Source organism: Pseudomonas sp. YY-1 (assembly GCF_002843095.1).
GTDB classification, from domain to species: domain Bacteria; phylum Pseudomonadota; class Gammaproteobacteria; order Pseudomonadales; family Pseudomonadaceae; genus Aquipseudomonas; species Aquipseudomonas sediminis_A.
The window spans coordinates 140,198-154,520 of the sequence record NZ_PJLX01000002.1 but is presented as its reverse complement, the minus strand read 5'-3'; the positions used below and the strand labels follow the sequence as shown (position 1 = coordinate 154,520).

Annotated in this window: 11 protein-coding genes; 3 read left to right on the top strand and 8 right to left on the bottom strand. The window is 64.2% G+C overall.

Features of this window, described 5'->3' with window-relative positions; genetic code table 11:
• Positions 1 to 37: 37 nt before the first annotated feature.
• Complete coding sequence (locus CXP40_RS03470; protein ID WP_106732592.1) at positions 38 to 4,936, bottom strand: alpha-2-macroglobulin; 4,899 nt, start codon at positions 4,934 to 4,936, stop codon at positions 38 to 40.
• Between the two features lie 145 nt (positions 4,937 to 5,081).
• On the opposite strand from CXP40_RS03470, the gene CXP40_RS03465 reads away from it, so the two are divergent.
• Genes CXP40_RS03465 through CXP40_RS03455 form a run of 3 tightly spaced genes read left to right on the top strand, consistent with a single transcriptional unit; the run spans position 5,082 to position 7,954 of the window.
• Positions 5,082 to 6,428, top strand: coding sequence for an MATE family efflux transporter (locus CXP40_RS03465; RefSeq protein WP_106732591.1), 1,347 nt, complete (start codon positions 5,082 to 5,084; stop codon positions 6,426 to 6,428).
• Positions 6,429 to 6,442: 14 nt separating this feature from the next.
• Positions 6,443 to 7,480: a diguanylate cyclase gene (locus CXP40_RS03460; RefSeq protein WP_106732590.1), complete on the top strand. Its 1,038-nt coding sequence runs from the start codon at positions 6,443 to 6,445 to the stop codon at positions 7,478 to 7,480.
• Between the two features lie 12 nt (positions 7,481 to 7,492).
• Positions 7,493 to 7,954, top strand: coding sequence for a DUF2214 family protein (locus tag CXP40_RS03455; protein WP_106732589.1), 462 nt, complete (start codon positions 7,493 to 7,495; stop codon positions 7,952 to 7,954).
• 3 nt (positions 7,955 to 7,957) lie between these two features.
• Here the strand turns inward: CXP40_RS03455 and CXP40_RS03450 are convergent, their stop codons facing one another.
• The 7 genes from CXP40_RS03450 to CXP40_RS03420 all read right to left on the bottom strand — a co-directional run bounded on the left by CXP40_RS03450 (position 7,958) and on the right by CXP40_RS03420 (position 14,095).
• Positions 7,958 to 8,389: a carboxymuconolactone decarboxylase family protein gene (locus CXP40_RS03450; protein ID WP_106732588.1), complete on the bottom strand. Its 432-nt coding sequence runs from the start codon at positions 8,387 to 8,389 to the stop codon at positions 7,958 to 7,960.
• On the bottom strand, positions 8,386 to 9,009 hold the full coding sequence (locus CXP40_RS03445; protein WP_106732587.1) for an FMN-dependent NADH-azoreductase: 624 nt from the start codon (positions 9,007 to 9,009) through the stop codon (positions 8,386 to 8,388). Before CXP40_RS03445 ends, CXP40_RS03450 begins: the two co-directional genes overlap by 4 nt.
• A 1-nt stretch (position 9,010) precedes the next feature.
• Entirely contained in the window at positions 9,011 to 9,379 is a 369-nt protein-coding gene (locus CXP40_RS03440; protein WP_106732586.1) for a GNAT family N-acetyltransferase, read from the bottom strand.
• Between the two features lie 355 nt (positions 9,380 to 9,734).
• Complete coding sequence (gene speA / locus CXP40_RS03435) at positions 9,735 to 11,648, bottom strand: arginine decarboxylase (RefSeq protein WP_099522624.1); 1,914 nt, start codon at positions 11,646 to 11,648, stop codon at positions 9,735 to 9,737.
• A gap of 121 nt (positions 11,649 to 11,769) precedes the next feature.
• A complete protein-coding gene (locus CXP40_RS03430; protein ID WP_099522625.1) occupies positions 11,770 to 12,141 on the bottom strand; it encodes a translation initiation factor Sui1 in 372 nt (123 codons plus the stop codon).
• Positions 12,142 to 12,482: 341 nt separating this feature from the next.
• The gene (locus CXP40_RS03425) at positions 12,483 to 13,034 is read right to left on the bottom strand and encodes an NUDIX hydrolase (protein ID WP_099522626.1); all 552 of its coding nucleotides are present in this window, start codon (positions 13,032 to 13,034) and stop codon (positions 12,483 to 12,485) included.
• Positions 13,034 to 14,095, bottom strand: a complete 1,062-nt coding sequence (locus CXP40_RS03420; RefSeq protein ID WP_099522627.1) for a DUF2333 family protein — start codon at positions 14,093 to 14,095, stop codon at positions 13,034 to 13,036. The genes CXP40_RS03425 and CXP40_RS03420 overlap by 1 nt, the downstream gene beginning before the upstream one ends.
• Positions 14,096 to 14,323 lie beyond the last annotated feature (228 nt).

The window sequence follows — 14,323 nt, the reverse complement described above, 5'->3', positions numbered from 1 at the left end:
TACGCAGACTGTAGCCCAAATGAATCCGGGATCGCTTTTAGCGCCCCCTCACCACCAGACTATCCGGCGCACTACCCAGTGCCTGCCAGCTCGGGCGGTACATGGATTCGACCTGCGGTGGCGGTACGCGGTAGCTGCCCGGCGTCACCGCACGGGCCAGGTAGAGCAGATGGGTGGTGCCGTACTCCTCCACATCCACGGCGGCCACGTAGCGGTCGCCACGATATTCCTGGTGTTTGATCCGCGCGTTCTGCATGGAGCGGCGCCATTCCTTGACGTTGCTGCCAGCGTCATCGAGGCTCGCCGCGCTTTGCGCCAGGTTCTGGTTCTCCAGCTCCAGGCCAGCCGGGAGCAGGTCGACGACCAGGGCGTCCGGCACGCGCTGCTTGGCCCGCACGGCCAGGTGCACCAGCACCAGCTCGCCGCTGCCCAGGCGCTGCAGATCGAGCGGGCGACCATCCATACCGAGGTACTCGCGCTCGATGCTGAGGTTCTCACCACCGGCACGCGGCGCCTGGCTCGGGTAACCGGACAGGGTCAGCTGCTGATACAGCGTGGCGCTGCCGGCGTTGCTCACGCTCAGCGGTTCGGCCAGCTCGCCACGCTCCAGCTTGATGCCGGGCTGCTGGTTGCTCAGGTCGAACTGGAAGGCGCCGCTGGCCAGCTTGGCGCTCCAGCTTTGCTCGGGTTTGCCGAGAATGCCGCGACCGGCGAGGAACAGCGAGTTGCGCTCCTGGGTCGACAACCAGCGCTGACCGGCCAGCTCATCGGCCAGGTTGAACAGACGCTGCTCGCGCTGGCCCGCAGCCAGATCATGCTCCTCCAGCAGGGCGAGAATCAGCGCCTGATCACGTAGCGGGCTGCCATAGTCAGCCATCCAGCGTTCGCCATCGCGTTGTTGGATCAAGCCCTGGTTCAACGCCTGCTCGGCACGCGGTGCATCGCCCATCAGTTTCAATGCGGCGGCCAGTTGCACCAGCGGCAAACCAGAGCGCGCATCGTTACGACGGTCGAACAGGCTGCGCAGCGCACCCAGCGGCGCCTGTTGACTGCGCGCCAACACGTAGCCAGCGTAGGCCTGCACGGCGAAGCGAGTGTGAGCGAAGTCCTGGCTGTAGCTGGCTTCAATCAGACTGCTCTGCTGCAGGTAGCGCAGCAGGCGGTCGTTGGCCTTCTTCAGGGCCTCTGGCGGTACGCCAAAGCCCTGCTCGCGAGCACGCAGGAGGAAGTCGGTGACATAGGCGGTGAGCCAGTATTCCTCTTCGCTCTCGGCGCTCCACAGGCCGAAGCCGCCACTGTGACGCTGCATGCCGAGCAGACGCTCGATACCCAGCTCGATGCTCTTGCGCCGTTGCTCGTCCGGCTCGCCTTCCAGGCCGAGGCGCTTGAGGCTCGCGGCGTCAGCGTAGAGCGACGGATACAGGCCGCTGGTGGTCTGTTCCAGGCAGCCATAGGGGTATGCCTTGAGCGCACGAATCTGCTCACCGAGGTTCAGCGGCGGACGGCTCGACAGCGCCAACACGGCCTCCAGCCCGGCAGGTTCGAACTGATTGAGAGTGCCCGCCGGCATGCTCCACGGCTCGCCCTCCCCCAGTACCGCACGGAAGTGCTGCAACTGCGCCGGATAGGCCGGACGAATACCCAGCGTCCACTCGCGGCTGAAGTCGGCCAGATCCTCGTTCGGCAGAGCCAGGCCCTGCACCTCGACATGGATACGACCCTGGCCCAGGCCACCTTCGGCGCGCACCGGAATGCGCAAGGTGGTACGCTGGCCATCCTTCAGGCTGATCGGCGACTCACCCTTGCCGAGCAGGCGCAGCTGGCCCTCGACACCCAGTTGCACATCGAGCTTCTGCTCACTGCCGGACAGGTTGGTCAGATCCAGCGCCAGGGTGGTTTCGTCACCACCGGCAAGGAAGCGCGGCATCGACAGTTCGGCGATCAGCGGCGCGGCCACCACCGTCTTGGCCTCGGCCATGCCGAAGCGCTCGTCGGTCCAGGCCTGCGCCATCAGGCGCAGCTCACCGTTGAAGTCGGGGATATCCAGGCTGACTTCGCCCTCGCCCTTGTCGTTCAGCTTCAGCGCATCGCTCTGCAGGGCGACGATCAGCACGCTGGTATCCGGACGCTTGCCACCGGCGGCGAGGCCGGCGTCACCGCCGAAGGCCAGGCTGGCGACACGCCCCTGCGCTTCGATCAGTTGGCCGTAGATATCCAGCTGGTCAGCGCCATAGGCCTTGCGCCCGAAGAAATTGGCGAAAGGATCGGGGGTGGCGTAACTGGTGATATTGAGGATGCCCACGTCGACCGCAGCGACCAGCACATGCACCTTGTCGGGGATGCTTCCGTCGGCATTGCGCGCGCTGACCTTGACCTTCAGCGGCTGCTTGGGACGCATTTTCTCCGGTGCTTCCAGGCTGACTGCCAGCTTGCGCGGAGCGCGCTCCAGCGGCAGGTGCAGCAAGCCGACGGCACGCTTGGGCGTGACCTGCGCCTTGCGCTCGCCGGGACGAACCACCAAAGCACTGAGATAGAGGTCATGACGCGCCCATTTCTTGTCGATGGGCAGCTCGAAGGTCTTACCCTCGGCCGGCACGCTGATTTCCTGCCACCACAGCGGCCCCTCGCTGGACTCGACCAGCAGGTAGCCATTGCCGGCAGCCGGCGGGGTGACGGTGATCTTGGCCACCTCGCCCGCGGCGTAGGCAGGCTTGTCCAGCGCCAGCTTGACCTGGTCCGGGCGCACCGCGCCGCCATCGGCGTTGTCCTGCCAGCGGTAACCCGCCCAGAAACGCAGGCTGCTGACCAGACCGGTCTGGCTGTCCACAACCTCGACCCGATACGGGCCCCACTCCACCGGGAAGCTGACTTTGGCAGTCCCACCGGCAGCGATCTTCAGCGGCTCGTCGCTGAGGGTGAGGAATTTCTCGTTGTAGTTGTGACGCCAGCCTTCACCGTCGGAGAAGCTCCAGAAGTAATCGCGGCGCTCACGCACCAGACGCACGTTGAGGTTGTCGGCCGCCAGCTTGTTGCCAGCAGCATCGGCTACGAGGATTTCGAACTCGGCCAGGCTATCGGCGTCGACCTCCTCGCCGTCGAACAGGCCACGCAGGCCCGGCAAACGCTCGGCCGGCCATACCGGCTGGATGATGCGGCGAGTGATCGGGCGACCACCGGACTCTTGCAGGCTGGCCTGGAGGATCAGGCGCAGCGGCGACTTGGCGTCGCTCCAGCGATTTTCCGGGCGCAGCACGGCGCGGCCCTGGTCATCCAGATTATGCTCGTCGAGTTCCTGGTCCTGGCTCAGGTCGGCCTCGGTGATGTCGCCGAACTGATAGCCCGGCAAGCTCGCCACCGCCTCACGCAGCGGACGCACGTAGAGTTGCCCGGTCAGGCGGTTGCCAGCGGCCGGGGCACCGTAGAGGTAGCGGCCAGTCACGGCGAACTCGGCACTGTCGCTCGGCGCGTAAGGCTGCTCCTGGCCCTTGAGCTCCAGAGCCATACGTTCGGGCAGGAAGTCCTCGACGAGGAATTCGTAGAGCTGCGGATTGCCGTCACCCAGGTCGAGCAACAGTTGCCAGCGGCCTGTCGGGGCCTCTTCGGCGAGCGGCAGTTGATATTGATAGAGACCGTCATCGCCTGCGTTCCAGACGAACTTGCGGCTGATCTGCTCATCCGGGCGACGCACCTCGACGCTGACCGGCTGAGCCTTGACCGGGCTGCCGTCGGCATCACGCAGCAGGCCATTGAGCAGCACGGTTTCGCCAGGGCGATACAGATCGCGCGGGCCGAACACGAAGAATTGCAGGGCATGTGCCTTGGGCCCGGTGATGTCGAATTCGGCCAGGTCCAGCGCCGGTGTGTTCAGGCGCAGCAGGCTGGTCTGTTCGTCCTGCTTGGCCACGAGCACCTGAGCCTTTTCCGGTAATGGCAGCTGCGCATGGCCAGCCGAATCGGTCTTGCCTTCAGCCAGCAGCGCACCTTCACCATCGAGCAGCTCGAGCTGCACGCCGGACTGCGCCTTGCCACCTTCCAGCGCCTGGGTGAACACGTCGAGGCGGTCGCGATAACGATGCGCGGACAGGCCGATATCACTCAGGGAGAACAGCGTCGCCGGCTGCGAGTAGCTGTAGCTGCCGGCCTCACGCATCACCGCCAGGTACACGCCCGGCTGCTTGAACGGCTCCAGGCCGGCGATGGGCAGCAGCAAGGTTTCACGGGTATTGCGCGCCGGATTTAGATCGAAACGCCCGCCATAGACCAGATCGGCCATCGGCAGCAGCTCGCGGGCTTCCCAGGTATCCAGGTTGCTGGCCCGACCCCAGCGGGACAGAAAGCGCGGCAGCGCCTCGGGCTTGATGCGGAAGAACTCGACGTTGACCTTGTCGACGTTCAGCGCGATCACCGGCAGGCCTTCGGCCAGTCGGGTCGGCAGCAGCGAGCCACGGCTGGCGAAACCGACGCTGGCCTGCAGATCGCGGGTTTCGAAGCGGCTGACCTGCTCTTTGGCGAGCTTGCCGCCATTGATCGATTTCAGGCCGGCATCGATGGTCAGCACCAGCTTGCGCTGCGGCTCCAGGTGGCGCAGGCGCAGCTCGCTGAGGTTGTCGGTCAGCTCCCAGGCGCCGTCGACCTTGCCGGCAGTGCTGTCGACCAGATGCACGCGTTCGGCGAATGGCTGGTCGGGGTCCAATGGGATGGAGAAGGTCACCGACAGTGCACTGGCACCGTCGAGCTGCACCTCGGAAACGTCGACCACTTCCAGCTCGCGTCCGGCATAGCGCTTGGCCAGCGCGTCGCGGTCGACTGCTGGTTTGGGCGCCTGCGGCTGCTGCGCAGCAGGAGCGGCGGGGGTCACCGTGGCAGGGGGTTCAGAAGAATCACAGGCGCTGAGCAGGCTCAGCACCAAGGCCAGAAGCAGTCCTTTGTTCGGCATTGCGGGCTCCGGAGAGTAGGGGCGCGAAGGCCGATACTATAGCCGAGCGGCTACTGCGCCGACGAGGCGAAGCGACGAAATCCGCCAAGCTGCGCACAGTCCACCCTGTGCCTATAATCGGCGCTTTGCTGGAACGGAAGCCCCCATGCACGCCCTGTTCGAAGCCTGGCGCCACGCGCCGACCCAGAGAAAGGTCTGGGCCCTGGCCGCCCCGATGATTCTCTCCAACCTGTCAGTGCCCATGGTGGCGCTGGTCGATACCGCCGTGGTCGGCCACTTGCCGCATGCCCACCAGTTGGCGGCCGTAGCGGTAGGCGGCAGCCTCTATACCCTGCTGACCTGGGCGATGGGTTTTCTGCGCATGGGCAGTACCGGCTTCGCGGCCCAGGCCGCAGGACGCGAGGACGGCGGCGCCCTGCGCCAGGTGCTGGTGCAGGGGCTCGGGCTGGGCGTGTTCATGGCATTGCTGCTGGGCCTGCTGGCACTGCCGTTAAGCGGTGCGGCGCTGAGCCTGATGCAACCCTCCGCCGAGCTGGATCAGTTGGCGCGCCAGTACTTTCAGATTCGCCTGTTCGGCCTGCCCGCCAGTCTGGCGACCTACGCCCTGATCGGCTGGCTGCTGGGCACGCAGAGCGCGCGAGGCCCGCTGGCCATTCTGATGACTGCCAACCTGATCAACGTGGCGCTCGACCTGCTATTCGTGCTCGGTCTGGAATGGGGCGTGGCCGGTGCGGCCTGGGCCTCGGTGATCGCCGAATGGAGCGGCGCCCTGCTCGGCCTGTGGCTGGCCCGCAGCGCGCTGGCACGCTATCCCGGCCGCCTCGACAGCAGCGCGCTGAAACGCTGGAGCAACTGGCGCCCACTGCTGGCAGTCAACCGCGATATCTTCATCCGCACCCTGGCACTGCAACTGGTGTTCTTTCTGATCACCGTGAAAGGCACGCGCCTGGGCGATGCCACGGTGGCGGCCAACGCACTGCTGCTCAATGGCCTGACGCTGACCGCCTACGCCCTCGACGGACTGGCGCATGCCGTCGAGGCCCTTTGCGGCCACGCGCTTGGCGCGCGTGATCGCGATGCGCTGCGCCGTTCGCTGCTGGTGGCCGGAACTTGGTCGCTGCTGGCCAGTGCCGCTTTCGCGCTGTTCTTCCTGTTTGGCGGCCACTGGTTCGTCGGCATGCTCACCAACATCGCCGAAGTACGTGAACTGGCGCTGACCTTCCTGCCGTACCTGGCCGTGCTGCCGCTGCTGGCCGTGTGGAGCTACCTGCTCGACGGCCTGTTCATCGGCGCCACGCGCGCCCGCGAGATGCGCGACGCCATGCTCATCGCGCTGGCCCTGGCGTTGCCGCTGGCCTGGTGGCTGCAAAGCCTGGGCAATCACGGGCTGTGGTTGGCATTTCTGGCATTCATGGGGCTGCGCAGTCTGGTGTTGGCTGTCTATGCTTGGCAACTGAGCCGTCGCGACCTGTGGTTCCCTTCCCCCACTTAAGGAGAGATCGCCCCATGCTCAGCGTCCCGCTGCCCGCCAATGAAACCGAACGCCAGCAGGCCCTCGATCGCCTGGAGCTGCTCGACACCCCTGCCGACCCCTACCTCGACACCCTGACGCGCCTGGCCCATGACCTGTTCCAGGTGAAGATGGCGCTGGTCACGCTGGTCGACCGCGACCGCCAGTGGTTCAAGAGCCGCCAGGGCCTGGACGCAGCGGAGACGCCACGCAGTCTGTCCTACTGCTCCCGCGCGATTCTCAGTGACGAGCCACTGATCGTCGAGGACAGCCAGGTAGACAAGCGTTTCGCCGGCACCGAGCTGGCACGTAACACCCCCGATGTGCGTTTCTACGCGGGTTGGCCACTGCACGACGCCAATGGCCTAGCACTGGGCACCCTGTGCCTGGCGGACCCGAAACCCCGTTTGTTCAGTAGCCAGGAGAGAGACCGACTGCACGACCTGGCCTACCTGACCGAGAGCTACCTGCAGTTACAGCACAACTCGCAGCAGGCCGATGACCTGCGCGACGCCCTCAGCCGCGAGCAGCGCAAGGGCATGCTCGACCCCCTGACGCAACTCTGGAATCGCGCCGGTCTGCTGCATTTTCTGCCGCTGGAACAGGCCACAGCCGAGCGCCAGCAGCTGCGCCTGGGCTTGATCTATTGCGACCTGGATCATTTCAAGCGGGTCAACGATACCCATGGCCACGATGGCGGCGACCACGTGCTGTGGGAGAGTGCACGGCGCATGAGCGGCGCGGTGCGCCCGCAGGATGTGGTGACCCGCAATGGCGGTGAGGAGTTCGTCATCCTTACCCGGGTGCATGATGAGCAGGAATTACTGCAGATCGCCGAGCGCATCCGCCAGGCCATCGCCAGCCAGCCCATGCAACTGGAGCACGCCGAGTTGCACCAGACCGTCAGCCTCGGCTGCGCCCTGCTGGGCTCCGACGAGAGCAGCGCGAATGCGCTCAAACGCGCGGATCAGGCGCTTTACCGGGCCAAGCACGGCGGCCGCAACCGCACCGAGTTCGCGCCCTGCCACCAATGAGAGAAAGTACTTATGGCTGCTGCGTTCGTCGCCTATCTGCACTACCTGTCGATCTTCGCTCTGTTCGCCTTGCTCAGCATCGAACACGTGCTGTTCAAGGCGCCGCTGGATCTGTCTCGTGCACGCAGCCTGATGATCACCGACCTGGCCTATGGCATCTGCGCCGGCCTGGTGCTGGCCACGGGAGTCGCGCGCGTACTGTGGTTCGGTAAGGGTGCCGCCTACTACATGGGCAATAGCCTGTTTCATGCCAAGATCGGGCTATTCGTGCTGGTCGGCCTGCTGTCGATCCTGCCCACGGTGGTGTTCATCAAGTGGCGCAGCAGCGTGAAGGCAGGCCAGGTGCCGGAGCCAAGTGCCCGGCAGGTACGGCTGGTGACCTGGAGCATTCGCCTGGAACTGCTGGCATTGCTGTTCATTCCGTTGCTGGCGACACTCATGGCGCGCGGCTATGGCGTGATCGCGGCGGGCTAGCGATCACAGACGCATGCCGATAGCCAGCCGGTTGAGACCACTCATCAAGGCCACGGCGATGGTCAGATCGGAGATTTCCCGGGGCGAAAAGTGCGCCTCCAACGGCCAGTAATCATCATCGCCGGCGTGGCTGCTGGCGATCTCGCTCAGTGACTCGGCCCAGGCCAGTGCCGCCTTCTCCCGCGCGTCGAAATGACGACTCACACGCCACCCTGCCAGGCTGTCCAGCTTGATCTGTGGCACACCCTCCTCACGCAGCGACTCACTGTGTTTCTCCAGGCAATAGGCGCAGCCGTTGACCTGCGATACACGCAGGTAGAGCAACTCCACCAGCGCCTTGCCCAGCGGGCCACGCTCCAGCGCCGCCTTGGTGGCAAGCAGGCCCTGCATCGCCTCGGCGGATAATTCGTAATAGGGCTGACGCAATGCGCTCATGACGCTTCTCCTTGAGGCGCGAGATGGAGGTTAAAAGCCAGTTGCTCGCGCGCCTGCGCCAGCATCGTTTCGGCATGCTCCTGCCCCCGCACCAGTCCTTGCAGGTGAATGAACTCCAGATCGTGAATGCCAATAGTGCTCAGCACATGGCGCAGGTAGGCGGTGAGAAAATCCGGCTGGCGAGCCAGCTCGCCACGGTAGTAGCCGCCCGAACTGACCACCACGAAGGTCGGTCGATCCGCCAGCAGCCCAACCTTGCCAGCCTCGTTGGCGGCAAAGCTGCGACCGATGCGCAGCACGTAGTCGATCCACAGCTTGAGCGCGGCCGGCACCGTGAAATTGTGCATTGGTGTAGCGATCACCAGGCAATCGCTGTTTTCCAGCTCCTGGATCAGGCGCTCGGAGACATCCAGCGCCGGATCATCGTTCGGCGCTTGCCCCACCAGTGCTCCGGCGTATTCCGCCGTCAGCGCCGGCAAGGGCTCTCGGGCCAGGTCACGCTCCAGCACTTGCGCAGCGGGATGACGCTGACGCAAACGCTCGACCAACTCCTGAGCCAGGCGACTACCACGACTCTGCTGCCCATAAGGGCCGCACTCCAACAACAGAATTCGCTGCATCTCAAAGCTCCCGACGAAAATGTATGCCAATACCCAGCAAGCCCTGACGGTAGTAGAAACGCTGCCCGCGTGCGTTACCCAATGCGGTATCCAATACGAGGTTGGCGCAGCCGAGGCGCAATGCCTCTGTACGCGCCTCGACCAGCAGTCGTTCACCAATGCCCTGGCTGCGCAGATCCTCACGGGTGATCAGGTCATCGACATAGAAGAAGCGCCCATGCAGCAGGTTCTCCTGCAAGCGGCAGCCGGCCAGGCCCAAAACCTGATCTCCGACCCGCGCCGCCAGCAGGCGATAACCTTGCTCGGCCTGACGTTGCAGGCGCTGAAGGAAATCATCAGCGTCGTTCAGGTGCGGGCGCAGAACACGCATCAGGGGGGAAGCAGGCGCGTAACTCGTCCGGGGCGGCGAGCCAGTCGTAACGACAGTCAGTGGCAGTGGTCATGGCGGTTCTCCAGCGAAGATGCCGTCACTCTAGGTAGAGACCGGCATAGCTGACAGAGCCAAAACCTTTCAAAATCACTAGGACAATACCACTCGCCCAGCACCGCCCTGCCAAGCAGGAAGACCAGCGAGTCCTGGCTGCCGGGATGGCTAGTCAGGACGTTCGGACTGGATGCAGTAGCGTACTTGCGGGGGCGGATTACGGCTGATGCTCAACACCAGCGCCAGCGCCGAGCAAGCATTGCACCTGACTCGACGATTGGCGACGGCAATCAGCTGAGGATCAGGACGCCAGGTAGGAAGAGCGGGTCAGGCCCAGGCGCAGCGCATCGAGGAACTGCGTGCGCTCACGGGCACTGATCTTGGCGCTGGCGACCTTGTCGCGGTAGTGGGTCATCAGCTCCTCGGGCGACAGGTGCACGTAGCGCAGCATGTCCTCGATGGTGTCATGGGTCTCGATACCGGCGTGCACCACGCTGCCATCGGCGGCCTGGTAGATATTCACCGAATCGGTGTCGCCGAACAGGTTGTGCATGTCACCGAGGATCTCCTGGTACGCGCCCACCAGGAAAATGCCCAGCACGTAATCCTCGCCTTCGCGCAGCTCATGCACCGGCAGGCTGGTCTCGATGGACTGCTCGTCGACGTACTGACGGATCTTGCCGTCGGAGTCGCAGGTCAGGTCCTGCAGCACCGCGCGGCGCAGCGGCTCCTCGTCCAGACGCGACAGCGGCAGGATCGGCAGGATCTGGCCGATGGCCCAGGTGTCCGGCAGGCTCTGGAACACCGAGAAGTTGCAGATGTACTTGTCGGCGAGCTTGTCGTTGAGTTCGTCGAGCACCGCGCGGTGCGAGCGCTGGCGGGCCTTGAGCTGGTTGTGCAGGCGGCGGCAGATGGCGAAGTAGCACTGCTCGGCCAGCGCCTTCTGCGCCAGGCTGAGCTTGCCGGACGAATACTGAGCCGCCACTTCCTCGATGTAGTGGGTGGCGCGCCAGTAGGTTTCGGCGACCATTTCCGGGTCGCTGTCGTCGAGCAGCTCGATCAGCACCTGGAGGATTTCCGGCTGTTCGACGCTGGCGTCGATCTCCGGCACCTTGTCGTTGTGCCGCTCGACGTCGGTCACCTGCACCAGCAGCACGGCGTGGTGCGCAGTCATCGCCCGGCCGCTCTCGGAGAAGATGTGCGGATGGGGGATTTCCTGGCGGTCGCAGAATTCCTTGAGCATGTCGACCACGGCATCGGCGTAGTCCTGCATGTCGTAGTTGATCGAGCTGGCGTTACGCGAGTGGGTGCCGTCGTAGTCCACACCGAGGCCGCCACCGACGTCGATGTGATCGACCGGTAGGCCCATGGCGCGAAGCTCGCCGTAATAGCGGATAGCCTCACGGAAGCCCTTGCGGTAGTCGGCGATGTTGGCGATCTGCGACCCCATATGGAAATGCAAGAGCCGGATGCCCTGATCCAGCCCGGCCGCGCGAAAACGCTCGACCACGGAGAGGATCTGCGCTGCGGACAGACCGAACTTGGACTTCTCGCCACCGGTGTCGGCCCACTTGGAGGATGCCAGCGAGGACAGGCGCACGCGCAGACCGATCTGCGGCGCGACCTTGAGCTCGGCCGCCTCCTCGATCACCAGAGCAACTTCCGACTCCTTCTCGATGACGATGAATACATTGTGGCCGAGCTTCTGCCCCATCAGTGCCAGACGGATGAACTCGCGGTCCTTGTAACCGTTGCAGACGATGGTGCCGCCCTTCGGCGCCAGCGCCAGCACCGCCAACAGCTCGGGCTTGGAGCCGGCTTCGAGGCCGATGGAGACATTCTGCGTGGCGATGATGTTCTCGATCACCGCCTCCTGCTGGTTGACCTTGATGGGGTACAGCGCGGTGTAGCGGCTCTGGTATTCCAGGCGCTCGATACTGGCGTCGAAGGCACCGGTCAGACGGCGCACGCGATCTTGCAGAATGTCCGGGAAGCGCACCAGCAGCGGCAACGACAGGCCGCTCTGACGCAGCTCGTCGACCTGCTGATAGAGGTCGATGGGCTGGCTGTCCGGGCCGTTGGGACGCACTTCGATACGCCCGGCGTCGTTGATCGAGAAATAGCCGGCGCCCCAGTGGCGAATGCCGTAGACACTGCGGCTATCGGCTACGGTCCATTGGCTGCCGTCGTCTTTGCGGGTGCGTCGTGCGGACATCGGGTTCTCCCATGAGAAAAGCCTGACCTTGCTGGCGGCCAGTTTAGAAATGATGAAAGCAAGATGACGTTTGCTCGGCGGTTGACCGTAGTAACGTCATCGAAGTTTAGAAAAGGGCTTATCAGCCGCCGGACTTCTTCGCGGTAAACCCGCGCTTACTCAGCTCGGCCAACAACAGCTCGACGTGATCACCCTGGATCTCGATCACCCCATCCTTGAGCGCGCCGCCGGTGCCACAACGCTTCTTCAGCGCGCTGGCCAGCTCCTTGAGCGGCTCCTCGGCCAGCGGCACGCCGCTGACGGTGGTGACGGTCTTGCCGCCACGGCCCTTGGTTTCCCGGCGCACACGGGCAATACCGTCGCCATCGGGAATGCGCGTCTGTTTGCAGATGCAGGCATCCACCGCCTGGTTGCAATCCGGGCAATGGCGACCACCATCGGTGGAATAGACGAGACCGCTCAGGGCGGAGAATGAAGAGGCTTTCTTGACCACCGGCTTGTCCTCGTAGGGGTCAGGATAGCGACTGGCTGAACGGATTCAGCCGCGAAGCCCCACTCAGGCAGGGGCAGCGCAGGCGGACAGACGTCCGCCGAAAAGGCCGCGCAGTTTAACGACAAAGGCCGGGCTTGCTAAGACCAAATTTGCGTCATTGTTCGGTACTTTGGCGACGCTGTTCGTCATCGTGCACGGAGCGCTCGGAATCAACGACGCCGTAGGGTGCGCACCGCCTTTACATCTGAGTCGGAGCTTCGGTGCGCACAGCGCACCCTACGAACTCGATACAACCACCCTCTCCCGCCCTTCGGGCACCCTCTCCCATAAATGGGAGAGGGTCATCGGAAGGCCGTAAGCGGCCGGCTCATATAGCGTTCCAGCGCCGCCAACGAGTCCGGGCAGTAAGGTAAGCGGTGAGTTTCCTCCAGCGCCTGCTCAATGCTGATGAAGCGCGCCTCCAGCACTTCTTCCGGCTGCAGCTGCAGTGGTGCATCGGACACCGCCGAATAGGCCATGCACCACAGACGGCTTTCCGGGGCGTCGTAAAGAAAGTGCGCATGCTCGATCAGTTCGGCATCGACGATACCCAACTCCTCGGCCAGCTCACGCTCGGCAGAGAGCCGATAGTCCTCACCTTCGAGCACCATGCCGCCGGCCGCTACGTCCCAATAGCCGGGATACAGCGCCTTGCTCAGAGTGCGCCGGTGCACGCACAGCAGCCCAGCCGAATTGAACAACAGGATGTAGGTGCCGCGTCCGATCAGGCGCTGCTCGCGTAGCTCGGCACGGGAAACGCCGCCCAGTGGCTGATCATGCTCATCGACCCAAGCCACCCGCTCCTGATCGGAAGCGACGCGATGCGCCGCTTCCGCTGCCGAAATCGCGACCATCAACCCTGGCTCAGCAGCTGACGCAGATCAATCATGCCGGCATTGGCACGGGAGATGTAGTTGGCCATCACCAGCGAATGGTTGGCGAGGATGCCGTAGCCACTGCCGTTGAGGATCATCGGGCTCCACAGAGTGGCTTGCGCTGCTTCCAGCTCACGAATGATCTGACGGACGCTGACGGTGGCGTTCTTCTTCGCCAGCACGTCGGCGAAGTCGACCTCGATCGCGCGCAGCAGGTGAGCCAGCGCCCAGGCCTGACCGCGAGCTTCGTAGAACACGTTGTCAATCTGCAGCCACGGCGTCTCGTACACGCCATCTCGCCCTACCAGTCCGGACTCTTCGGCGTCGTTGCCCACCTGCAGGTTCTCGTTCAGGCGCACCTGGCCGACGCTGGCCGACAGGCGCTGCGACAGCGAACCGAGACGGGTACCAGCATCGCCCAGCCAGTTGTTGAGGTTGTCGGCACGGGCATAGAACTGCGCATTCTTCTGCCCAGTATCAGACAAGCGAGCCAGATAGCGATCCAGCGACTTGATGCCCTCGCGGTATTCGGACTCGGACGCCGGCAATGCCCAGCTCTTGTTATCGAAGTGGAAACGCGGCTCGGCCTTGGCCAGGTCCGGGTCTTCGGTCGACTGCGACTGCGAGCGGGCGAAATCCTTGCGCAGCGCACGAGAGAAATCACGCACCTGCACCAGTACGCCGTATTCCCAGCTCGGCATGTTGTCCAGCCACAGGCCGGGCGGCGCGAGGTCGTTGGACAGGTAGCCGCCCGGCTTGTCGAGCAGCGTGCTGGCGACCTGTTTGAGGGTTTCCACCGTGGTGTAACCGGTCACCATCTGGCGCTGCGCCTGCTGCGCCGCGCTCTGAGCATGCTGCTGCACCTGAAACGCAGACGGCTCCTGACTCCAGTACCAGCCGACCACCAGGGCGATCAGCAGATAGACACCGATCAGGCCGCCCAGTGATCGAGCGATCAGGTTGCCACCGCTGCGGTCGCGCCCTGAGGCCTTATCGGCGCTGCCCTGCGAGTTCGTCGAACGATTCTTCCAGTCCAGCATGACAGTGTCCCTTTTTAAGCGAATTCGAGTGTTCGACCACAACCTGGCCAACGGGTTGCGACCTGTTCAGCACTATAAGGCAAGCCCACTGCAAAACGCAGGGCGCAGGCGCAAACTTACCGCTGGTACGGGAAAACTACATTTCTGTCGCTTATTCGACAGAAATACGGCCGTCAATTGATCGACGGCAATGCCAGCGCCATCAGCAAGTGATAGCATCAAGCCACC